Raw genomic sequence first — 20,502 nt, 5'->3', positions numbered from 1 at the left:
GCCACTTAGCTCAAATTTCTGGCGATCTATTGCCGGGGAGACTATATCCGGTTAAGGCTTTGTTTGGTGCGGCGCCGCAAATTGTGCGCAATTCGGGGGCACTCCCCCGGCCAATCCCTCAAACCTGAAGACGCCATCGCGCTACTCAACCAGTGTGCGCGCGCTTGGCCGGTCTTTGGCACTGACAGGAACGAACCGAGATGAATGTTAGGCAGCTCGACATGTCCCGACGCACGATAGCGGTCGCCGCGGCCCTCATCGGCACGGTGTCGCTCGCGATCGGCGCCCATGCCGCTCTCAACATGCGCGCAATCGATGCCGCCAAGGCCGTCACGACCGACCAGATCACGGGCTCCATCGGCCATGCCTCGCGCCTGGCGCTCGTCATCGGCAATGGTCATTATCCCGACGCCAGCGCGCCGCTAACGCAGTCGATCAACGACGCCCGCGCGCTGTCCTCGGCGTTGCGCAAGAACGGCTTTGACGTCGACATGGTGGAAGACGCGAGCAAGGACGACATGGTCCGCGCCGTCAACCGCCTCAAGTCCCGGATCAAGCGCGACACCGTCGTCATGCTGTTCTTCGGCGGCTATGGCGTGCAGGCCGGCCGCGAGAGCTACATGCTGCCGGTCGATGCCGTGATCTGGAAGGAGAGCGACGTGCGCCGCCAGGGCGTCTCCATCGACGGCGTGCTCGACATGATGAAGGAGCAGGGCGCCAAGGCCAAGCTCGTCGTCGTCGATGCCTCCCGCCGCAATCCCTATGAGCGCCGCTTCCGTTCCTACTCGCATGGACTCGCGCCGATCGGCACGCCCGACAATGCGCTGATCCTCTCCTCGGCGTCGCCCGGCAAGGTCGCCGACGACGGCAAGGGCGAGCACAGCACGCTAATCAGCGAGCTCCTCGGCAACCTCAATGCGCAGGGCAGCGCCGAAAGCGTCTTCAACAAGACCCGCGTCGCCATCTCCCGCGCCTCCGAAGGCGACCAGGTCCCGACCGTGTCCTCGTCGCTGCTCGAAGAAGTCCACTTCGGCGAAGCCGGCGGCTAGTTTTGCTTCGACGACGCGCGTAACGCACGTCTGCACCCACATCGTCATTGCTCGCAATGGCGATTGTGGCTGCTACTTCGCCGCTTCCGCGCTCGCCATCACCGGGCGCACCGGATCGCCTTCGCGCAACAGCGCGCCGGCGCGGGCGACGACGATGTCGCCTTCGTTGAGGCCGTCGCGGACCTCGATATTGCCGCCCGACATCAAACCGACCTCGACGCGCTTGGTCTCGACGCGGTTGCGCCGGATCACCTGCACCACGGTGCCGGCGGACGAATACTGCACGGAGGTCAGCGGCACCGCGACATTGCAGCTCTGTCCGGTCTTGATCAGCGCGCGCCCGCTCGCGTTCAGCAACAGCCGCTTTTGCGACGAGATGCCGATATAGACCAAGCCCTGCTGGATGTTTGGCTCGACGGTCGGGCCGATGCGGCGCACCTTGCCGTCGATATCGCCGACGCCGGCCACGCGCACGGTTGCCGGCTGGTTGACCGCGAGCTTCCTCACGTCGCTGGTCGCCACCAGGCCGACCAGGTCGTATTCGCTGCGCGCCACGATCGTGAACAGCGCCTCACCCTTTGCCGAGGCGAGCCCGCCGATCTGCGCAGTCGAGGTGGCGATCACGCCGGCCACCGGCGCGGCGACCTGAAGCGTGCCGCCTTCGGGCAGCGCCAACCGCGCCAGCACCTGGCCGGCCGTGGTGGTGTCGCCGGCTTCCGCCAGCACCTCCGTCACCTTCAGCCCCGGACGCTCGGGCCGCACCGAGGTCTCCTCGCGCGCGACGATCGTGCCGGTGGCCTCGACGATGTCGGAGAAGCAGGACTTCGCCGCCTTCAGCACCGTGACCGCCGGCCCCTTGGGCGCATCCTTGGGCGCGTCGTCGGCGGCAGGCGCAGGGTGGGCGGACAGCACCAGCAGTCCGGCAAGGGCAACGAGTTTTTGGGAAAAGCAACGCGCAGGCAATGGACGCATAGGTCATTCCGGTTGGCCGCAAGGCCTCAATCGATAGCAGAAGCCGCCGCGGCCGGCCATGGGCGCGACAAGGCCGAAGCTGCCGCAGCAGGCGGCGCGATGCCGCCTGCTGAATTAGTCGCGGAAACGAAGACGAGGTTCGCTGACGGTCATGCGCCTCGCAAAGCTCGCCATGGCCGGGTCAACCCCGGCCATGGCCACGGGCTGTGCGCCCCCTCACGGCAGGCTCAAAAACTCCACCCAGTTCGGCTTCTTTCCGGTGGGGTAGGATTTCAGCTTGGCGAGCGCGCCGCTGCTCTGGTCGATGGCATAGGCCGTCATGCTGTCGGACGTCTCGCCGACTGCAGCGAGATAGCGGCCGGACGGATCGATGTTGAAGCCGCGCGGCTGCTTCTCCGTCGGCACGCTGCCGATCGTGGTCAGCTTGCCGCTTGCCGCGTCGACCTTGTAGGCAGTGAGCGTGCTGGTGGTGCGCTCGGAGGCGTAGAGGAAGCGGCCGTCCGGCGTGATGTGGATGTCGGCAGCCCAGGGCTTTCCCGAAAATCCTTCCGGCAGCGCGGTGGTGCGCTGGATCTCGTCCCATGCGCCGCTCTTGGCCTCATAGGCGAACGCCGCGACGTCACCGTTCAGCTCGTGGACGAGATAGACGAACTTGCCATTGGGATGAAACACGAAGTGCCGCGGCCCTGATTTTTCCGGCACCTTGTGGGTCGGCGGATCGCTCGGCGTCAGTTCGCCGGTGGTGGCATCGAAGGCAAAGGCCAACACCTGGTCGGAGCCGAGATTGGTCGCGAACACGAACCGGTTGTCGGGCGAGGGCAGGAAGGCGTGCGCATTCAGCCCGGTCGGGATCACCTGTTTCGGCTCGCCGACGACGCCGTTTGCCTGAAGCGGATTCACCGCGACCTTGTTGCCGCCGTAGGAGGCGCTGAACAGGAATTTGCCGCTGCGATCGCTCGCGATGTTTGCCATGCTGTCAGCGAGCGGTCCGTTGCCGATATGGCTGAGCTGGCCGGTTTTGGGATCGATCGCGAAGCTCACTGCCTGGAGCGGCTGCGAGCGGACGCCGGCGATCAGCACGCGGCGGTCGGGCGTAATGGCAATCGGCGTCGAGGAGCCGGGCTTCTCGACGCCCGTGAACGCGGCCGTCTGCACCGGAATCATCTCGCCGCTCTCGGCCATCTTGAACACGCTGATGTCGTTGCTGTCGGCGTTGCCAACATAGGCGAAGGTTTCGGCCATGCCGGTACGGACTCCGAAAATGAGGGCGAGAAAGACGAGCGCGGTGGCGATCACCGCGCGGGGGGCACTGATTGCGATGCGGCGTGTTGGTCTGAGCATGGGCGTTCCTCCTTGAGCCGGTACGGCGTTGTCGTTTGCGCGAGGATAGCGGCAGGCGGGCCGTCGCACCAAATTCCAATTGGGATCGATCGATACCGAAATTGTATCGATTGGACAGGGCCGGCTATCGCACGGCCGCTTCCAGGCTGCGGGAGGGGAGATGCGAACCAGATGCGTGGTCGGGCGGCCCGAGCACGGTCCACACGGCGACCGCCAGCAGCGCGGCGGTCAGGATGGTCCAGGCGACGAGTCGTTTCCGCATCAGGCCAAATCCGCTGTCGAAAGTTCGGTGCGCCGGGGGGCGCGTGAGAACCATCGTGCAACGCAGACAGCGAGGCCTCTATGAACTCGTTCACAGCCGAAAAGCGAACCAACGCCGCGCCCGCGCGAAGGCTCGCGGGATGAAGATGTCGTGGCAAAGCGCCACACCGGTCAAACCGATCGCAAGGTCCCGCCGACCAACAAAAGATAGCGCTGCGCTTCGCCCGCGCCTCGCCGTGCCGCAATTGCACCGGGAACGGCAGCCTTGTTTTGCCGTTACCTTGATCCCGCGGGCGGAGGAGACGAAACGGAGGCTGGCATATGTTTTGGATCTATTGGGACACCGCCTGGTCGCTGATCATCAGCGGCATCATGTTCGCCACCATCATCGCGCATCCGGACGCTGAATTCGCGGAAGTGCGCGCCGCAAGACAGCAGATGTGAATTTCCGCGTTTTCCGGATGCTGTCCCGATTCAGGTCATGCTGCCAGGCATGAAGCAACGGATCACCGCGCGGCCGTTGACGTAATAAGACCAGACCATGGTGCGGCCGGCGCGGTTCGGCTCGGTGATCACGGTGTCGTCGGGCACCTCGATCCACTCGCCCTGGAGCCGGACCCGGTAATGTCCGCTCCTCGTGTCCCAGTCGACCTCGTCGAGGGCGGTACCGTCGGCATTCGCGCAACAGGGGCCGCCGGCCTTGCTGTGCAGGCTCTCGAACCAGCCCTTGAGCGGAGAATTCGCGTAGCGGCCATCGTCGCGGGCAGCCACGGGCACGCCGATCATGGCGGCAACCACCACGAGAGGAATCATCCGGAAGGTCGCGATCGCCATGTCGCCTCGCTCCATGTGCGCAACGCGCGCAACAGCCCACAGACGCGGCGGTCTGCGAAGCGCGCGATGCGGTGTTGGCTGGCGGCGGCCAGGGTTCCGGCCGCTTCAGCAGGGCGATAACCGCAGCACGCGAGGTTTGATCCTATTTTTCGGGAGGTGGCGAAGGAACGGCCTCAGGCCGCCACAGCCTGCGCCGACAGCAACTGCTTCAGCCGCGCGGCCGGCACGGCCGGGCTGAACAGCCAGCCCTGCATCTGGCTGCATCCGAGCCGCCGCAGCACCTCGCGCTGCGCCTCGGTCTCGACGCCTTCGGCCGTCGTCGCCATCTGACGCGCGGCGGCCATGTGCACCACCGCCTGGACGATCGGTGAGGAATCTTCGGGCTCGCCGATGTCGCTGATGAAGCTGCGGTCGATCTTGATCTTGTCGAACGGGAAGCGGTGCAGATAGCTCAGCGACGAATAGCCGGTGCCGAAATCGTCGAGCGCGATGCGCACGCCGAGCTCGCGGAGCTGCTGAAGGATCGTCAGCGCCTCGGCGTCGTCGCGGATCAGGACGGTCTCGGTGATCTCGAGCTCGAGCCGTCCCGGTGCCAGGCCCGATTCCGCAAGGGCCGCGGCGACCTTGAGCGCCAGCGTTTTGGCGCGGAACTGCACCGGCGACACGTTGACCGCGATATGGATATCGCCGGGCCAGCCCGCAGCCTCGGTGCAAGCCTGCTTGAGCACCCATTCGCCGATCTCGCCGATCAGGCCGGTGTCTTCCGCGACAGGAATGAAGTCCGCGGGCGAGACCATGCCGCGCTCCGGATGGTGCCACCGCAGCAGCGCCTCGCAGCCGGTCACCACATTGGCCGCGAGATCGACCAATGGCTGGTAGTGTACCTCGAACTCGCCGCGCGCCAGCGCCTGGCGCAGATCGAGCTCGAGCTGGCGGCGTTGTTTCGCCTTGGCATCGTATTCGGGCACGAAGACGCGGAAGGTGCGGCGGCCCTCGGATTTCGCCGCGTACATCGCGAGATCGGCGCGCTTGAGCAAATCGTCGAGATTGTCGCCGTGGTCGGGCGCGATCGCGATGCCGATGCTGGCATCGGTCGGAATCTCCTGACCCTTGCAGTTCACCGGCGTGCGCAGCGTCGTCAGGATCTGCTCCGCCAATGCCGTCAGCTCGGCCTGGTCGTTGGTGCCGGCCTTGACGATGGCGAATTCGTCGCCGCCGAGCCTTGCCACCAGGTCGTTGCCGCTGACGCAGGCGCGCAGGCGGTTTGCGACCTGACGCAGCAGTTCGTCGCCGACCTCATGGCCGAGCGAGTCGTTGACGCCCTTGAACTCGTCGACGTCGATATAGAGAATCGCGAACGGTTTGCCCGCGGCAAGCTCGGCGACGCGGCGCTCGAGGTGGCCGCGCATCAGCACGCGGTTGGGAAGGTCGGTGAGCGCGTCGTAATGCGCCATATGCGCGATGCGCTCGTCGGAGCGGATGCGCTCGGTGACGTCGTCATGGGTCGCGAGCCAGCCGCCGGCGGCGCCGGGCTGGTTCTTGATCTCGACCAGGCGGCCGTCGGCGGTCTCCACGATGGTGCTCTGCGTCCGCCCGACATTGGTCAAGATACCGTCGCAATAAGACTCGACGTCACCGTGGAACGAGCCGGTATCGTGGCGGTGCTGGATCACGTCGCGGAAATACGCGCCGGGTTTGACCGCGCCGGTCGACAGCCCGTACATCTCGACGTAGCGCCGGTTGCAGACGATGAGCCGCTTGTCCTGGTCGAACATCAAAAGGCCCTGCGTCATCGTGTTCAGCGCGGTGTCGAGCCGCTGCTTCTCCACCGAGAGCCGGCGCGTCACCTGGCGGAAGATCAGGAACAACGTGAGCACGAGCAGGCCGATCGACAGCACGGCCACGGTAACGAAGAATTTGGTTTGCGTGTGCCAGGTGGCGAGCGTCGCGTCGAGCGACTTGGTCGCGACCACGACCAGCGGCTCGCCGGTCAAGAGACGCGCGGCGACGATGCGGTCCTTGCCGTCGATCGGGCTTGCGAGCTGCGTCGTGACGAAGGTGCGCTCGAACACGGCCATCTGCTCGGGCGAGCCCTTGCGGTAATTCTGCCCGATCATGGCGTTGACATGCGGGACGCGTGCGAGCAGCTGGCCGTTCTGGTGGTGCATCGCGATCGAGGATTCCTCGCCGAGGCCGGTCGAGGCGAAGAACGATTCGAGCTGCTCCGGCGTGATCGCGCGCGAGACCATGCCGAGGAATCCGCCATGCGGGCCGGACACACGCCGTGCGAACACGATGGCTGGGCCATTGCCGATCCGTCCCGGGACCACTTCGACCTCTTCCTGTGCAGCCGGATCATTCTTGAGACGGTTGAAATAGCCGCGGTCGGCGACCGAGATATCGGCGACCGGCCAGCGCCGCGACGAGTTGATCAGCACGCCCCTGGAATCGAACACATTGGCGCCGGCGACGTCGGACCAGCCGCTGGCTTTTGCGTGCAGCACTTCATGCATGGCGAGCGTGCCCATCTCGCTGCGGAACACGTCCGCGGATTCGATGCCATGGCTTTCGAGCTCGGCGATGACGCTCTTTTGCAGCACCGCGAAATCCTCGAATTCGCGGTCGAAGTGACGGGCGAGCAGCCGCACCGCGCTCTCCAGACCGTCGCGTCCGCTCTCGATCGCGCTCTGCCGGAAGCGATCGACGGTGAGCGCAGTGCCGATGGCGGTCGCGGCCATCAGCACGAAGCCGCCGATGATCAGCCATGTCAGCGGCGCCCCGCGCCAGCGGCGCAGCAGCGCGCGCGTGCGCGCGGTCCATCGGATTGATGTGCCCATGCAGCCCTCCCGTGGGATGCAAGATGCAGCAAAACCGACAAGAGCCCGTTACCAGCAAGGGTTAGGGAACCATGAATCGGAGTGGAATCAGGGTGGTTGGCGCGAGGAATGACGACATCGCCGGGGCCGCGAGACTATCGGCTGTCTTGCTGCCGCGGCCAAATCGGCGCAACTTGCCGCGATTGATTGATTTGTGCTCCGGGGTTTGATGTCGATGATGACCGCATCCAAGGCTTTCATTGCACTCTGCGTGCTCGCCGTTTTTGGAACCGCACTGGTGATCGGTCCCGCCGAACTGCGCCGGTTGCTGCCCGGCGGCGCGAACACCGAGATCGCCGTCGCCGCCAAGCCGGATGCAAGGCCTGAAACCAGAGCTGAAACCAAAGCCGAGGCCAACCCAGAACCGAAGCCGGAGGAACCAAAGCTCACCGCCGCACCGAAGACGGGCGCCATGGCCGAAACGCAGAAGCAGGTCACGGCCGCGCTCGCCGATCTCGCGCCGGTCAAGGCGCCGCCGGCCGCAACCGACGTCGGCCCCCGTTTCGATGTCGCCCGCGTCGACGATCATGGCGAGGCGGCGGTGATCGCGGGCAAGGCCGCTCCGAGCGCCAAGGTCGAGCTGCTGCGTGACGGTCAGCCGCTCGACAGCGTGGTGGCTGACGCTTCGGGCCTGTTCGTCATGACGCCGTCGCAGCTTCCCGCCGGCAGCTATGAGCTGACCCTGCGCGCAACGGCGCCGGATGGCACCGTCACGCAGTCCGGCCGCACCATGCCTGTGACCATTGCCGAAGCGGCGCCGCCGCCCGTGCGCCCCGCACCGGCCGCCAGGCAGGCCGAGAAGCCGGACGAGAAATCGGACGTCGTCGCGTCCTTGCCGTCCGCCGCGTCGCGCGTTGCCTCGGCGTCGGCGGCTCGGCCCAGAATGATGGGGCCGCCGAAGCCGAGGGTTTTGGCAAGGGCGCCAGCCGAAACCGCTGGCGCGACGGTCGCATCGGCTTCGGCCGCGGAGGTCTTCGGCGCTGCGCCCGCGGAAAGGGGCGGAAGCCGGGTGATTTCCCGCGGCGACAGCCTCTGGGCCCTCAGCCGTCTCGCCTACGGCGACGGTGCCCGCTACGCAGTGATCTTCAAAGCCAACCGCGACAAGATCCACAACCCCAACCTGATCTATCCCGGCCAGACTTTCGTGCTGCCGCAAAAGACGGAGTGAGGGACCGAAGCGCTTCGTCTGCGACGCTTTGACTCCCTTTGACTCCCTTGGAGTCGGAACCTTTGGTTCCGCTCGGAGTCATGGTCATGCGGCGCGGTGCGCGCTTGGAGGACCAAGAAGTGGCCAGCTCGGTGGTCATGTCGAGATCGCGCATGGGATTGGCGCTGGCCGGCGCGGCCATCCTGGTTCTGGCGGTGCTGCTGCCGAATAGGGCCGAGGCGCAGTTCGGGCTGCGCGGCGGTCCGCTCGGCGTCGCCCGCTTCGCCGTCGGCCACGTGATCGGCCTGTCGCGCTTGCGGCACGCCCGCATGGGCGTGCGCGGCGGTCGCACTCGCTCCGCCGCGTTGAGATCGCAGGATCCCCGCGGCGCTGAGCGTGGACAGCCCGCCAATCCCTACATCTTGCGCGCGGCGCTCACGGCGCAAGCTGCGCTGTCGGGCTGGCATGGCGGTCGCCGCCCGCAGGGCTGGTGGCGCCACCCTGACGGCAGCTATGGCTGGGTAGGCCCGGTGTTCTGGCCGTTCGCGCATGATGACCTCACCACCGCAATCATCTTCGGTGATGCGACCAGCCTCTCGCTCTACGGCTATGGCGATATCTATGCCGCGATCTTCGCGCCCTATGCAGCCACGGAGCTCGCCGCCTACACCGCCCCGCAAGGCAGGCGCGCGCGAAAAGTCCCATCGGTCGAGAATGTCTGCGATGTCAGCGACACCGGCGGCTTGCCGGTCGACCGCATCATTGCCGCTGCGCAGCCGAACGAATTACAGCGCACGGCCCTCGACGAGCTCGCGACCGCATGGACCACAGCGCGCGACACCATCCGCGCCTCCTGCCCGGCGCAGGCCCCCGCTGCGGCGGCGGAACGCATCGGCCTGATGCAGGCCCGCCTGGAGGCCATGATCAAGGCGACAGACACGGTGGCGCCGCCGCTCGCGAAGTTCGTCGATCTCCTCGACGATCGTCAGAAAACAAAGCTCGATGCGCTGGCAAAAGAGCGTGGCGCCGCGCTTGCGTCAGGCCAGCAAAAGAACCCCCAGGCGGCATCGGCCTGCCAGGCGGATCCCCGCTACGACGAGCAGGTGCAGCGCCAATACGAGCAGCTCGTGCAGCAGCAATGGCCCGCAGACGACATCGCCGCCACGCTTCGCCTCGACGACACCGCCCGCGCCCGGCTCGACGTGCTCCAGGACACCGCGCTGCGCACCATGCAGACGCTGAGCGCCTGCCCAACGAAGCCCGCGGCGACACCGCAAGCCCGCCTCGCCGCTGTGAAGGCGCGGCTCGAGACAATGCTGCAAGCGGTGAAGGGCGTCGGCGATGCGCTGGATGATTTCGAGGCGGATTTGAGCGACGAACAGAAGACGGGGTTCGAGGCGATGGGGCCGAAGCGGGGGACGTGATTGCTGCCCGTCGGGGAAACCACACCAGGGCGTGATGTGCTGAGGTTCGGCACCGCTGCCCGATGATGCCATCCTGCCAGTGTTTTGCCCGACGTGTCAAAACGACGTCCGCAACGTGCGCGTAAGTCATTGATCCCGCACGCACCGTCTACTGTGCATGGGGTTGTTTTCGACTTTTTTGTTTCAGGTGGCCGTCATCGCCCGACTTGATCGGGCGATCCAGTATTCCAGAGACGGCAATGATGGAATCGAGAGGGCGCGGCGTACTGGATTCCCCGGTCAAGCCGGGGCATGACAGCGGAGCAATTGGCGCACGTCTGCGCCTGCTACCCTCGCCGCCGCGCCGCTGCCGCGTCCACCACGTTCTCCACCTCCTCGCGCCACGACATTATCTCCATCGCGAGCACCGGATGGTTGAAGCCCTTGAGCACGAGGTCGTCGAGCGCACGGGCCTCGACCCAGGGCTCGACCATGCCGTAGACGCGGCGGCTGACCACGACCTGGCCGGCCTTGGCCTCGTCGCAGAGGCGCGAGGCGAGATTGGTGACGCTGCCGATCGCGGCATATTCCAGCCGCTGCTCGAAGCCGATCTGGCCGAGCGTGGCGTAGCCCATCGCAACGCCGAGGCCGAAGCCGAGCGAGTGGCCGCGGTTCTTCCATTTCTCGGTCAGCTTGCCGATCTCGTCGCGCATCTCGACCGCCATCTTCACCGCGCGCTTGGGGTGGTCGGCGAATTGAATGGGGGCGTTGAACAGGATCATCACGCCGTCGCCGGCAAAGCGGTCGAGCGTGCCTTCATAGCGGTGGATCAATTCGCCGAGCGCCGCGTGATACTCGCGCAGCACGTTCATCGCCTCTTCCGGCTCGGTCGCCTCGGTGAAGGAGGTGAAGCCGCGCAGGTCGCAGAACACGACGGTCACCTCGCGGCGGTGGCTGTCGAGCAGCGCATCGTGGCCGTCGGAGGATGCGATGAGCTGGGCAACCTGCGGAGCGAGGAAACGTTCGAGCCGCTTGATACGGCCGATCTCCCCTAACTGTTTCTCGACGCGCTCCTCCAGCGAGCGATTCCAGTTGCGGAGCTGCTCGGTCTGCTCCTGGAGTTTTGTCGCCTGCTGCTGCACGGTCTCGTGCGCCGCGGCGAGCTCGCGGCCCTTGTCGTCGACCTCGCTGAACAGGCGCGCATTGCGCATCGCCAGCACTGCCTGGTTGGCAAAGGTACGCATCAGGCCGGTGACGCTGCTGGCGAACTCGCCGCTGGCGCGGCGCAGCACCACCAGCGAGCCGAGCGTGCCCTGCTGATCGACCAGCGGCACCACCAGCACCGAGTGGAAGCCGGCGTCGACCGCGACGTCGCGCAGCGGCTGTTCGAAGGCCCGGTCGAGATCGGGAAGCGCGATCGGCTCGCAGCTCGCCGCGGCATCGCTCAAAATATTCTGGCCTTCGTCGATCGTGACATGCGCGCCCTCGGCCGATTTGTCGATGCCATTGGCCTCGACCAGGTTGAAGCGGTGCTTCTCGGCGTCATAGCCGTAGATCAGCACCGCGTCGGCATGGGTGATCTCGATCGCGCGTGCCGCGATCGTCGGCAGCACGGCATTGAGATCGAGCGAGGAGGCGACCGCGCGGCCAACCTCTTCCAGCACCTTGAGCTCGTTGATCGACTGCGCGAGGTCGCGCGTGCGTTCCTCGACCTTGGTTTCGAGATCCGAATAGGTCTCCTGGATCTGGCCGGCCATGCGGTTGAACTGGCCGGCGAGCTCTTCCAGCTCGTCGGAGGTGTGCACGTCGATGCGATGGCTGAAATCGCCCTCGCCGAGCCGGTGCGCACCGTCGCGCAGCGCCGTGATCGGGATGATCATGCGGCGCGCCAGCAGCGTGCCGGCGAGGATCGCGACCATCAGGCCCATGCCGATCAGCAGCGCGATGCGCACGAGCTGGTCGCGGATCGGCATCAGCGCCTGGGTGGTCGGCTGCTCGAACAGCACGCTCCAGCCGAGTTTTGGCACGGTGCTTTCGGCGCTCATCACCGAATGGCCGTTGAAGTCGGTGCCGGAACTGTCGGGCTCGCGGCCGGGCGCGATCGCAGCTGCCACCTGCGGCAGCTTCGACAGGTCCTTGCCGATTTCGGGCCCCTTCGACGACGTCGCCAGGACGCGGCCGCGCGGATCGACGACATAGGCAAACGCCGCCTTGCCGACCTGGGCATCGGACAGCGACTCGGAGAGAAAGCTGAGATCGATCTCGGCCACGGTGACGCCGGCGTTGAAGCCGGAATGCGCCACCGAGATCGACATGAACGGTGTCCGGTCGGAGAAATAGGCCGGCGCGTAGTTGACGCCGCGCGCGACCGTGTCGGTGAAGCGCATGTCGCGGGAGAGATCGGCGTTGCCGCCGGTCGAGGTCGATTGGCGCGAGACGCGCAGCACCTCGCGGCCCTCGCCATTGAGCTGGAACAACTGGGAGACGACCGCGACCTGGTGCAGGAGCTGGGCGTAGTCGGCGCGGCGCTTCTCGAGCGTGTCCTGGCTTGCCCGCGTCACCCAGCTGATCTGGCGCTCGAGCTCGGAGACCGATTGCTCGATGCGCCGGGCAGCGGCCTGCGCCTTGTCCTCCAACCCGTCGGTCAGCGACGTCCTGGTGGCGCGGTAGGAGATCCAGGTCTCCATCGCACCGTTGACGGCGAGCACGAACACGACGAGGCCGACGAGGGAGACGACGTATTTGGCGAACAGGCCCTCGCGAAGAAACCTGGACTTGTCTTTCGCTCCTGCCATCCGGATCCTCTCGCGCCGCCACCGAGGCCGGCGCTACGGGCCGTACGCGCCCGACGGCATTTCTAGCACAATTTGGGCCGATCGACCGGCGAGCGCCCGGCGTGGTTACCCGCTGTGGACGCGAGGATGGCCAACGGGGTGGTGAATTGTCGCAGGCGGCCGAGCGTGCGCCTCATCCGTTCGGAGGAAGAAATGGATTGGCGGGCTGATGTAAGGGGTGCTCTGGAGTCCCGCGCGTTGGTCCGTCAATCACCGATTAAAAAGCTGTCGCAGCACGTCGTTCATCGGCTGGCTATCCTGCTGCGCGGTCGGCGGAGCCTCCTGGGCGGGGGGCGCGGGCGAGGCCTGCGGTGCCGGCGTGGACGGCGTTGCGGGCAGGCTGCGGCTCCGGCCGGTGGCAGTCCCCGTGCCTGTGCCCGTGCCAGTTGCGGCGCCGCCGGAGAGTCCCTGCTGGATCAGATTGCCGAGTGCCTCCCCCAGCGGGCCGCCGAGCAGATTGTTCTGCCCCGGCTGCTGCGTTTGCGGATTGGCATTGCCTGCGGTGTTGCCGCCACCCGGCGCGGCGCCGCCGGGCCCAAGGTTACCGCCAAGGTTACCGCCGCCAAGATTACCGCCGAGGCTGCCCAAAATATTGCCGAGCCCGGCACCGTCAGGGCCGAACAGCCCCTTGCCCATCTCGCGCAGCTTGCCATAGGCGGCGTCTGGATTGTCGAGCATGCCGGCCATGTCCGGATAGATCCGCGGCTGCGACCAGGAGCCCGTGATCATCACGGGGATGCCGAAGCCGACCGGCTCGGAGGTGCGGCCCTGGCCTTCGGTCGTCATCACGAGCTTCGGCTCGACGCGAAAGCCCATCATCTTGGTGTCGAGTGCGATGGTGCCGGCGCCGGTCACGCGCACCAGCGGTCCGGTCAAACTGAGATCGGTCGTCACCGCCTGACCCTTGTCGACGCGGAAGGAGGCGGAGAGCTGCGACAAATCCGTGGTCTGTTCCTGGCTCTGTTCCTGACTATCCTGCCAGCCGGACAGCGTGCCTGCCGTCAGCGAGCGGATCATCTGCGCGATATTGATACCGCGGATGGCGCCGTCCTGGAAATTGACGAAGGCGGTGCCCTGCATGTTGGCCATCAGCGCGCGCTGGCTGGTGCCGGCGCTGCGCAGTGCGAGTTTGGCTTGCAGCTTGCCGTCGATCCGGTCGAATTCGGCGAGGCCCTTGAGCAGTGGCAGTGCGCGAACGCCGACCAGATCCGAATGCATGGCAAAGCTCGGTGCGCCGCTGGTCGCATCCAGGATCACTTCGCCCGAGACCTGGCCGCCATAGGCGCCGAGATTGGCGGTTCCGGCCTTCAGCACGCCGCCTGCGAGCTTTGCATCGAGCGAGAGCGGCGCAAGGCGCGCCTCGCCGATGACGGCCTCGTTCGCCGAGATCCTGATTTGCGCGTCGACATAATTGAGCCCGGAGACGTCGATCGGCGCATTGCTCCAGGGCTGGCCGGACGCGCCGTCTGGCGACTTCGCCAGCGGAATCACGAGCCGCTGGAAATCGAGATCGACCTTGACCAAAGGCTTGCTCGCGATGTCGACCGAGGCCCAGCCGTTGAACGCGCCATCGCCGAGCGTGCCATTGACGCCATTGATCATCACGATGGAGCCGTTGAGCCGCATCTCGGCATGGCCAGAGAGCTGAGATTTCAGCACGTCGGGCATGTCGATGGCGAAATCGACCGGGATCGTCGGCCGATCGATCGACGGCGCGGGCGTGGTCGCCTTGATGTCGAACTTGACGGTGTGATCGCCTGCACGTGCGGTGCCGATCATATTGACCTTGCGGTCGCGGCCTGTAACGGCTTCGGCGTTGATGGCGCTGACGCGGCTCTCGGTGCGATCACGCACGCGCGCGAAGGCGATTTCGCCGTCGACGACCTTGACGCGGTCGATGGTCGCGCCGTCCATGTCAAGCGCGAGCGGTTTGGCCGACGAATCGGCGCTTGGCAGGCGCTCGCGCAGCAGCGGCTGATAGAGCACGGGATGAGTGACGACGAGCTCGGTGATCTTCGGCCGGCCAGACCAAGCGCTGGAGAGCGACATGTCGGCCTGCACGCTGTCGATCGTCAGGCGGGTGATCCCGCTACGGTCCTTCGGGTCCTGAAGCGTGAGGTCGTTCAGCGTCACGTTCAGCGTCGGCCACAGGCTGATCCTGGTGGTGCCGTCGATCGACAGGCGATAGCCCGTTGCGCTCTCGACCCGCGACGCAATCGTCGAGGTCAGGAAACCCGAGGGAATCCCGACCGCGAGGAGAAGCGCGATCACGACGATGACGGCGGCTACCGCCGTGCCGGCAAATTTGACTGCTCTCATGTCGACTTTCCAACGACGGACAAGCGGTGTCGAACCCGGCCGGCCATCCGTCCTTTGCGCGTGAGTTTATCCCGGGACGGGAAGCCGCTCCAAGCCGCTAAAAATAATCCGGGGGTGCTGCAAAGTTATGTGACTTATGACACACTTCCCCGGCGCGGTTTTACGCGATCCTGATGTTGATGGTTCCAAGCGCTTTGCCAAGGAAATTCACAAGGAAATTGAAATGAGCAAGCAGGCCGAATTTGCGGTCATTTTGAAGATGAACGCGATGTTCGCGGATCTCGGCGCGGACGAACTCCAGCGATTGTCCCATCTCTGCCACACGCAGCATCTGGCGAATGGCGAGGTGCTGTTCCAGAAGGGCGATTCGGGCAGCGCGCTGTTCGGCGTGCGCCGCGGCCAGGTCCGCATCGAGACCGGGGCCTCCGACGGCAGCCGGCTGACGCTGAACTTCATGGGCCCTGGCGATTTGTTCGGCGAGGTCGCGGTGCTGGATGGCCAGAGCCGCACGGCGGACGCGACCGCCGGCGAGGTCAGCGAATTGTTCGTGCTGCGGCGCGAAGACTTTCTCGCCTTTCTCGAGCGTGAGCCGAAGGTCGCAATCAAGATCATCGCGCTGCTCTGCCAGCGCATCCGCTGGCAGAGCGAGCGCATGGAAGAGTCCATGCTGCAGCCGTTGCCGGTGCGGCTGGCGCGGCGGCTCTGTGCGCTCGCGGCCGATTTCGGCTCCGAGGTGCACATCTCGCAGGAACAGCTCGGTGTCTTCGTCGGCGCCGCCCGCGAGAGCGTCAACCGCCAGCTTCAGGCCTGGCGCAAGGAGGCGATCCTCGATCTCCAGCGCGGTCGTATCCTGCTGAGGAACATGACCAAGCTGACGGCGATCGCGCGAAACGAGTAGGGGATTAATCGATCGGAAGCCTGCGCCGGCGGACGCGATCTCGGTCGATGGTAACGATGCTGCCCTGTATCTCGTCTTGGGTCAGCGCAGAAGGAACTTCACTTCGCCGGGACAGTCGGCCTGAGCTCAACGGCTTCATCCTCTGCGAGGAACGCCGCGTAGCGCAAGGCTTCATCGATGTCTTCGCTTTCGAGGTAGGGGTAGTCCTTCAAGACAGATTCACGCGTTTCGCCAGCTGCCAGAAGGCCGAGCAGCCGGGCGACGGGAAACCGCAGCCCGCGGACACAGGGCTTGCCGGTACAGACCGCGGGGTCAATCGTGATGCGTGTGAATGTCATGCTTTCAAGATAGCGCGCGAAGCCGACATTCGCCAGACCGTGCGCAAGGCCTGATCACCCAATTTCTACTCCGCCGACGGGTGCACCATGCTCTTCGGCGCCGGCGCCGCTGCCGCGGGCGCTGCGCCGGCGGGCGGGGCCGCGTGGTGATCGGCGGTCTCGGCATCCTCGCTGTGCACGATCAGCCGCTTGCCGAAGCGCCAGATCAGGGCGCCGAGGTCGTCCATCACCATGAACATCGCGGGCACGAACACCAGCGACAGGATGGTCGAGAAGATCAGGCCGCCGATCACCGCGAGCGCCATCGGCGAGCGGAACTCACCGCCGGCGCCGACTGCGAGCGCGCTCGGCATCATGCCGGCGGCCATCGCGATCGTGGTCATCACGATCGGGCGGGCACGCTTCATGCCGGCATCGATCATCGCGTCGTCGCGCGGCTTGCCGGCGTGGATCGCCTCGATCGCGAATTCCACCAGCATGATCGCGTTCTTGGTGACGATGCCCATCAGCATCAGGATGCCGATCCAGACCGGCGTGGTGAGCTGCTTCCCGGTGACGAGCAGCGCGGCAATGGCGCCGCCAATCGACAGCGGCAGCGAGAACAGGATGGTGATCGGTTGCAGGAAGGTGCCGAACAGCAGCACCAGCACCGCATAGACCATCATCAAGCCGGCGGTGATCGCGGTGGCGAAGCCGTCGGACAGCTCGTTCAGACTCTCCGCGTCGCCGGAGGGGCTGACCCTCACGCCCTTGGGCAGGCTCTTCATCACCGGCAGCTCGGAGATCTTCCTGGTGGCATCGCCAAGCGCCGCGGAGCCGACGAGGTCGGCGGCGACGGTCGCCTGTCGCTCGCGGTCGTAGCGGTTGATGCTGGTCGGGCCCTGGTCGAGCTTGACGTCGGCGATGACCGAGAGCGGCACGCCGCCCTTCTCGCCGCGTTCGCCGAGCGGCACGCGCAGCTGCTCGAGCGTCCTGAGATTACCGCGCGCGGCGTCCTCGAGCTGCACCCGGATCGGCACCAGGCGATCGCCAACGTCGAACTTGGCGAGCGCGGGACCGACATCGCCGATGGTCGCGACACGGATGGTCTGCGACAGGCTTTCGGTCGAGACGCCCAGCCGCGCGGCGAGATCGGCGCGCGGCTCGATGCGCAGTTCGGGGCGTTCCAATGAGGTTTCCGAGATCACGTTGGCGATCGTCGGAATCCGCTTCATCTGCGTCGCAAGCTCGCTCGCGACGTTGTTGACGATGTTGGCGTCGACACCGGTCACGACCAGCGAGATCGCGCGCAGGCCGTTCTCGTCGAGAAACCAGAAGCGGATGTCGGGGATGTTCTCCAGTTCCTGGCTGATCGAGAATTCGAGCTCGCGCTGGGTGATGTCGCGGTCGTCCTTGGGCGTGTAATTGATGATCAGGGCCGCACGGCGCACTTCCTGCGTCCCCGGCGGGACGCGGCCGCCGTCGACGAAGATGCTCCTCACCTCGGCGCGCTTGCGCAGGCGCGCGACGATGTCCTCGGTGACCTTCTCGGTGTAGGAGAGCTGGGTCCCCGGCGGAAGCTCGATCGCAAGCAGCGAGCGCGCGCTGTCCTGCGCGGGCAGGAAGCCCTGCGGCAGCAGTGTAATGCTCCAGATCGAGGCAGCGAAGACACCCAAGCCGATCAGCACGGTGATGAAGTAATGCTTCACCGACCAAGTGACGATCTTGTGGTAGTTGCGCAGCACCAGGCCCGGCGGCGGCTCCTCGTGATGGTGGTCCTTGAGGAAGTAGGCCGCCAGCATCGGTGTGACGAAGCGCGCCGCGAGCAGCGAAAAGAACACCTGCACCGAGACGGTGATGCCGAACTGCTTGAAGAATTGTCCGGCGATGCCCGACATGAAGCTTGCGGGCGCGAAGATCGCGATGATCGTGAGCGAGATCGCGATCACCGCGAGGCCGATCTCGTCGGCGGCTTCCAGCGCGGCACGGTAGGGCGACTTGCCCATGTTCATGTGCCGCACGATGTTCTCGATCTCGACGATGGCGTCATCGACCAGAATGCCTGTCGACAGCGTGATGGCCAGGAAGCTGACCAGGTTCAGCGAGAAGCCGAGGATGTCCATCGCCCAGAACGCCGGGAAGATCGACAGCGGCAGCGAGATCGCGGCGATGATGGTGGCGCGCAGGTCGCGCAGGAACAACAGCACGATCACGACGGCCAGGATGGCGCCTTCGAACAGGGTCGAGATTGCCGCCGTATAATTGCCCTTGGTGTATTCGACCGAGGTGTCGATCAGCTTGAGGTCGACATCGGGATAGGCCGCCTTGAGCGCATCGATGCGCTTCTGCACCGCGGCCGCGACGACCACGTCGCTGGCGCCCTTGGATCGTTTGATGCCGAGCGCGACCACCGGCTCGCCGTTGAAGCGGGCGAAGGTGCGGCGGTCGGCGATGGTGTCGGTGACGGTGCCGAGATCGTCGAGCCGAACCTCGCCGCCGCCGAACAGCGGGATCATGGTGCCGGCCAGATCGCTCAGCGTCTTGGCGCCGGCCAGCGTGCGGATCGCCTGGTCGTTCTTGCCGATCTCGGCGCGGCCGCCGGCCACGTCGACATTGGTGCCGCGCAGGCTCTGGCTGACATTGACGGCGGTGAGCCCCATTGCCTGCATGCGGTCGGGATCGAGCGAAACCAAAATCTCGCGCTCGACACCGCCGATGCGCTCGACCTGGGCGACACCGCGCACGCCCTGAAGCGCGCGCTTGACTACGTCGTCGACGAAGTAGGAGAGCTGCTCCGGCGTCTTGCCGGGCGAGATCGCGGCATAGGTGACGATCGGCAGGCCGATGACATCGACGCGCTGGATCAGCGGCTCGGTGACGTTTTGCGGCAGGTTGGAGCGCACGCGCGTCACGGCATCCTTGACGTCGTTGAGCGCGCGGTCGGTGTTGGTCTCCAGAGCAAACTGGATCGTGGTGACCGACAGGCCGTCGGTGATCGACGAGGTGATGTGCCGCACGCCTTCGACGCCGGAGACCGCGTCTTCAACGGTCTTGGTGACTTGGGATTCGAGTTCGGCGGGTGCAGCGCCGAACTGCGACACCGCGACCGAGATCACCGGAATGTCGGCCGAGGGTAGCCGCGTCACCGCGAGCTTGGTGAAGGAGACCCAGCCGAGGATCAGCAGGATGATGGAGAAGACGATCGACGGTAGCGGATTGCGGATCGACCAAGCCGAGATATTAAGAGCCATCAGCGTACCCGCGTGCGATCGAGTTCATCGGCGAACATGGTTTTGATCTGGTCGCCGTCATGCAGCGAAGAGCCGGCGTCGGCCACGACGATTTCGCCGACCTCGATCCCTTCCAGGATTTCCGTCGCGCTGTCGGACGTCAGTCCGACCCGCACCTTGCGCGTCTCGATCGTGTTGCCTTTGACCACCTGCACGGTGAGATGGTCGATGGCGGTCTTGGGAACCGCAACGCCGCAGCTCCGTTTCGCGTCGATGGAAGCGCGGGCGAACGTGCCGATCTTCAGCGAGGGATTGTTGGTGACGCTGATGCGGACGCGGCCGAGCTGCGTGGTGCGGTCGATTTCCGGCGCAACCAGGCGGACCCGTCCGATCAGGTCGGGCGCGTCGTCGCGGCTGATGCGCACGGTGGCGCCGGCGCTGAGCTTGGGCATGTGCACGGCCGGAACCTGAGCGTCCAGCTCGATCTCGTTGTTGACGGCGATGCGAAACATCGGACCGGCCTGCGGCGAGGCCGGCGCGCCGACGATGGTGCGGACTTCCGTGACGAGGCCTGGCGCAGGCGCCTTCAGCGAGATCGGACCTTGCGGGCCGGGTCGTTGCGGCTGCCCCGGAATCTGCGGCGGTGCCGTCAGGCGCGCCAGCTCCTGATTTTCGGTCACGGTCGCACCTTCGGTGACGAAGAGGTCGGTAACCCTGGATCCTTCCTGCTCGGCGACGACCACGGCCTCGCGCCGCGGCACGAAAAAGCCGGTCACCCGAACGAGGTCGGAGAAGCAGGCATTGGTCGACTTCGTCACAATGACGAGCGCCTCACCCGGCGTTTCCTTCGCCTCGGGACGATGCCGATGCTCGAAGAGATAATAGCCGACGCCGAGCACAACGACAAACACGACGGTTCCGGCAGGCTTGAGATATTCGGTGATCTTCATCGCCGGATCATCCTGGCCTGGCTCGCGGCCGTCCGCGCATGGCCTTGCGAGAGCATTTCCCTGAAACGAAG

At 65.9% G+C, this 20,502-nt stretch carries 15 protein-coding genes; 5 read left to right on the top strand and 10 right to left on the bottom strand.

Annotated features, from left to right (window positions below):
• The first annotated feature begins 200 nt into the window (after positions 1 to 200).
• Positions 201 to 1,049, top strand: coding sequence for a caspase family protein (locus IVB18_RS48640; RefSeq protein WP_247987114.1), 849 nt, complete (start codon positions 201 to 203; stop codon positions 1,047 to 1,049).
• A 72-nt stretch (positions 1,050 to 1,121) separates the two neighbouring features.
• On the opposite strand, the gene IVB18_RS48635 is transcribed toward IVB18_RS48640, so the two are convergent.
• The 3 genes from IVB18_RS48635 to IVB18_RS48625 form a co-directional block, all read right to left on the bottom strand.
• Positions 1,122 to 2,021 carry an HlyD family efflux transporter periplasmic adaptor subunit gene (locus IVB18_RS48635; RefSeq protein WP_247987113.1) on the bottom strand — a complete coding sequence of 300 codons (900 nt, stop codon included), beginning with the start codon at positions 2,019 to 2,021 and terminating at the stop codon, positions 1,122 to 1,124.
• A gap of 216 nt (positions 2,022 to 2,237) precedes the next feature.
• Positions 2,238 to 3,362, bottom strand: coding sequence for a beta-propeller fold lactonase family protein (locus IVB18_RS48630; protein ID WP_247987112.1), 1,125 nt, complete (start codon positions 3,360 to 3,362; stop codon positions 2,238 to 2,240).
• A 124-nt stretch (positions 3,363 to 3,486) separates the two neighbouring features.
• Entirely contained in the window at positions 3,487 to 3,624 is a 138-nt protein-coding gene (locus IVB18_RS48625; protein WP_247987111.1) for a hypothetical protein, read from the bottom strand.
• 320 nt (positions 3,625 to 3,944) lie between these two features.
• Here IVB18_RS48625 and IVB18_RS51805 point away from each other — a divergent pair, with 320 nt between their 5' ends.
• Positions 3,945 to 4,067 carry a hypothetical protein gene (locus IVB18_RS51805; RefSeq protein WP_256476674.1) on the top strand — a complete coding sequence of 41 codons (123 nt, stop codon included), beginning with the start codon at positions 3,945 to 3,947 and terminating at the stop codon, positions 4,065 to 4,067.
• Positions 4,068 to 4,097: 30 nt separating this feature from the next.
• Here the strand turns inward: IVB18_RS51805 and IVB18_RS48620 are convergent, their stop codons facing one another.
• Both IVB18_RS48620 and IVB18_RS48615 read right to left on the bottom strand, forming a co-directional pair.
• On the bottom strand, positions 4,098 to 4,457 hold the full coding sequence (locus IVB18_RS48620) for a hypothetical protein (RefSeq protein WP_247987110.1): 360 nt from the start codon (positions 4,455 to 4,457) through the stop codon (positions 4,098 to 4,100).
• 173 nt (positions 4,458 to 4,630) lie between these two features.
• Complete coding sequence (locus tag IVB18_RS48615; protein WP_247987109.1) at positions 4,631 to 7,294, bottom strand: EAL domain-containing protein; 2,664 nt, start codon at positions 7,292 to 7,294, stop codon at positions 4,631 to 4,633.
• 214 nt (positions 7,295 to 7,508) lie between these two features.
• Between IVB18_RS48615 and IVB18_RS48610 the strand changes: the two genes are divergently transcribed.
• A complete protein-coding gene (locus IVB18_RS48610) occupies positions 7,509 to 8,501 on the top strand; it encodes a LysM peptidoglycan-binding domain-containing protein (protein WP_247987108.1) in 993 nt (330 codons plus the stop codon).
• 152 nt (positions 8,502 to 8,653) lie between these two features.
• Positions 8,654 to 9,904: a Spy/CpxP family protein refolding chaperone gene (locus tag IVB18_RS48605; protein ID WP_247987107.1), complete on the top strand. Its 1,251-nt coding sequence runs from the start codon at positions 8,654 to 8,656 to the stop codon at positions 9,902 to 9,904.
• A 326-nt stretch (positions 9,905 to 10,230) separates the two neighbouring features.
• Here the strand turns inward: IVB18_RS48605 and IVB18_RS48600 are convergent, their stop codons facing one another.
• Positions 10,231 to 12,678, bottom strand: coding sequence for an adenylate/guanylate cyclase domain-containing protein (locus IVB18_RS48600; protein ID WP_247987106.1), 2,448 nt, complete (start codon positions 12,676 to 12,678; stop codon positions 10,231 to 10,233).
• Between the two features lie 249 nt (positions 12,679 to 12,927).
• A complete protein-coding gene (locus tag IVB18_RS48595) occupies positions 12,928 to 15,036 on the bottom strand; it encodes an AsmA family protein (RefSeq protein ID WP_247987105.1) in 2,109 nt (702 codons plus the stop codon).
• A gap of 223 nt (positions 15,037 to 15,259) precedes the next feature.
• On the opposite strand from IVB18_RS48595, the gene IVB18_RS48590 reads away from it, so the two are divergent.
• A complete protein-coding gene (locus IVB18_RS48590; protein ID WP_247987104.1) occupies positions 15,260 to 15,934 on the top strand; it encodes a Crp/Fnr family transcriptional regulator in 675 nt (224 codons plus the stop codon).
• Positions 15,935 to 16,032: 98 nt separating this feature from the next.
• Here IVB18_RS48590 and IVB18_RS48585 read toward each other — a convergent pair whose 3' ends face one another.
• From IVB18_RS48585 to IVB18_RS48575, 3 genes are all read right to left on the bottom strand, one after another.
• Entirely contained in the window at positions 16,033 to 16,272 is a 240-nt protein-coding gene (locus IVB18_RS48585; protein WP_247987103.1) for a DUF433 domain-containing protein, read from the bottom strand.
• A 65-nt stretch (positions 16,273 to 16,337) separates the two neighbouring features.
• Positions 16,338 to 19,502, bottom strand: coding sequence for an efflux RND transporter permease subunit (locus tag IVB18_RS48580; RefSeq protein WP_247987102.1), 3,165 nt, complete (start codon positions 19,500 to 19,502; stop codon positions 16,338 to 16,340).
• Positions 19,502 to 20,431 (bottom strand): efflux RND transporter periplasmic adaptor subunit, encoded by a 930-nt coding sequence (locus IVB18_RS48575; RefSeq protein WP_247987101.1) that lies wholly within the window; start codon positions 20,429 to 20,431, stop codon positions 19,502 to 19,504. The genes IVB18_RS48580 and IVB18_RS48575 overlap by 1 nt, the downstream gene beginning before the upstream one ends.
• Between the last annotated feature and the right edge of the window lie 71 nt (positions 20,432 to 20,502).

The sequence above is a fragment of the Bradyrhizobium sp. 186 genome, from assembly GCF_023101685.1.
Taxonomy (GTDB): Bacteria; Pseudomonadota; Alphaproteobacteria; order Rhizobiales; family Xanthobacteraceae; genus Bradyrhizobium.
Note: the sequence above shows the minus strand (reverse complement) of the source record. Positions and strands in the feature narration are given on the sequence as shown.

Coding starts and splice junctions, on each gene's coding strand:
- IVB18_RS48640 (WP_247987114.1), top strand. CDS start 201: ATGAATGTTAGGCAGCTCGACATGTCCCGACGCACGATAGCGGTCGCC.
- IVB18_RS48635 (WP_247987113.1), bottom strand. CDS start 2,021: ATGCGTCCATTGCCTGCGCGTTGCTTTTCCCAAAAACTCGTTGCCCTT.
- IVB18_RS48630 (WP_247987112.1), bottom strand. CDS start 3,362: ATGCTCAGACCAACACGCCGCATCGCAATCAGTGCCCCCCGCGCGGTG.
- IVB18_RS48625 (WP_247987111.1), bottom strand. CDS start 3,624: ATGCGGAAACGACTCGTCGCCTGGACCATCCTGACCGCCGCGCTGCTG.
- IVB18_RS51805 (WP_256476674.1), top strand. CDS start 3,945: ATGTTTTGGATCTATTGGGACACCGCCTGGTCGCTGATCATCAGCGGC.
- IVB18_RS48620 (WP_247987110.1), bottom strand. CDS start 4,457: ATGGCGATCGCGACCTTCCGGATGATTCCTCTCGTGGTGGTTGCCGCC.
- IVB18_RS48615 (WP_247987109.1), bottom strand. CDS start 7,294: ATGGGCACATCAATCCGATGGACCGCGCGCACGCGCGCGCTGCTGCGC.
- IVB18_RS48610 (WP_247987108.1), top strand. CDS start 7,509: ATGATGACCGCATCCAAGGCTTTCATTGCACTCTGCGTGCTCGCCGTT.
- IVB18_RS48605 (WP_247987107.1), top strand. CDS start 8,654: ATGGGATTGGCGCTGGCCGGCGCGGCCATCCTGGTTCTGGCGGTGCTG.
- IVB18_RS48600 (WP_247987106.1), bottom strand. CDS start 12,678: ATGGCAGGAGCGAAAGACAAGTCCAGGTTTCTTCGCGAGGGCCTGTTC.
- IVB18_RS48595 (WP_247987105.1), bottom strand. CDS start 15,036: ATGAGAGCAGTCAAATTTGCCGGCACGGCGGTAGCCGCCGTCATCGTC.
- IVB18_RS48590 (WP_247987104.1), top strand. CDS start 15,260: ATGAGCAAGCAGGCCGAATTTGCGGTCATTTTGAAGATGAACGCGATG.
- IVB18_RS48585 (WP_247987103.1), bottom strand. CDS start 16,272: ATGACATTCACACGCATCACGATTGACCCCGCGGTCTGTACCGGCAAG.
- IVB18_RS48580 (WP_247987102.1), bottom strand. CDS start 19,502: ATGGCTCTTAATATCTCGGCTTGGTCGATCCGCAATCCGCTACCGTCG.
- IVB18_RS48575 (WP_247987101.1), bottom strand. CDS start 20,431: ATGAAGATCACCGAATATCTCAAGCCTGCCGGAACCGTCGTGTTTGTC.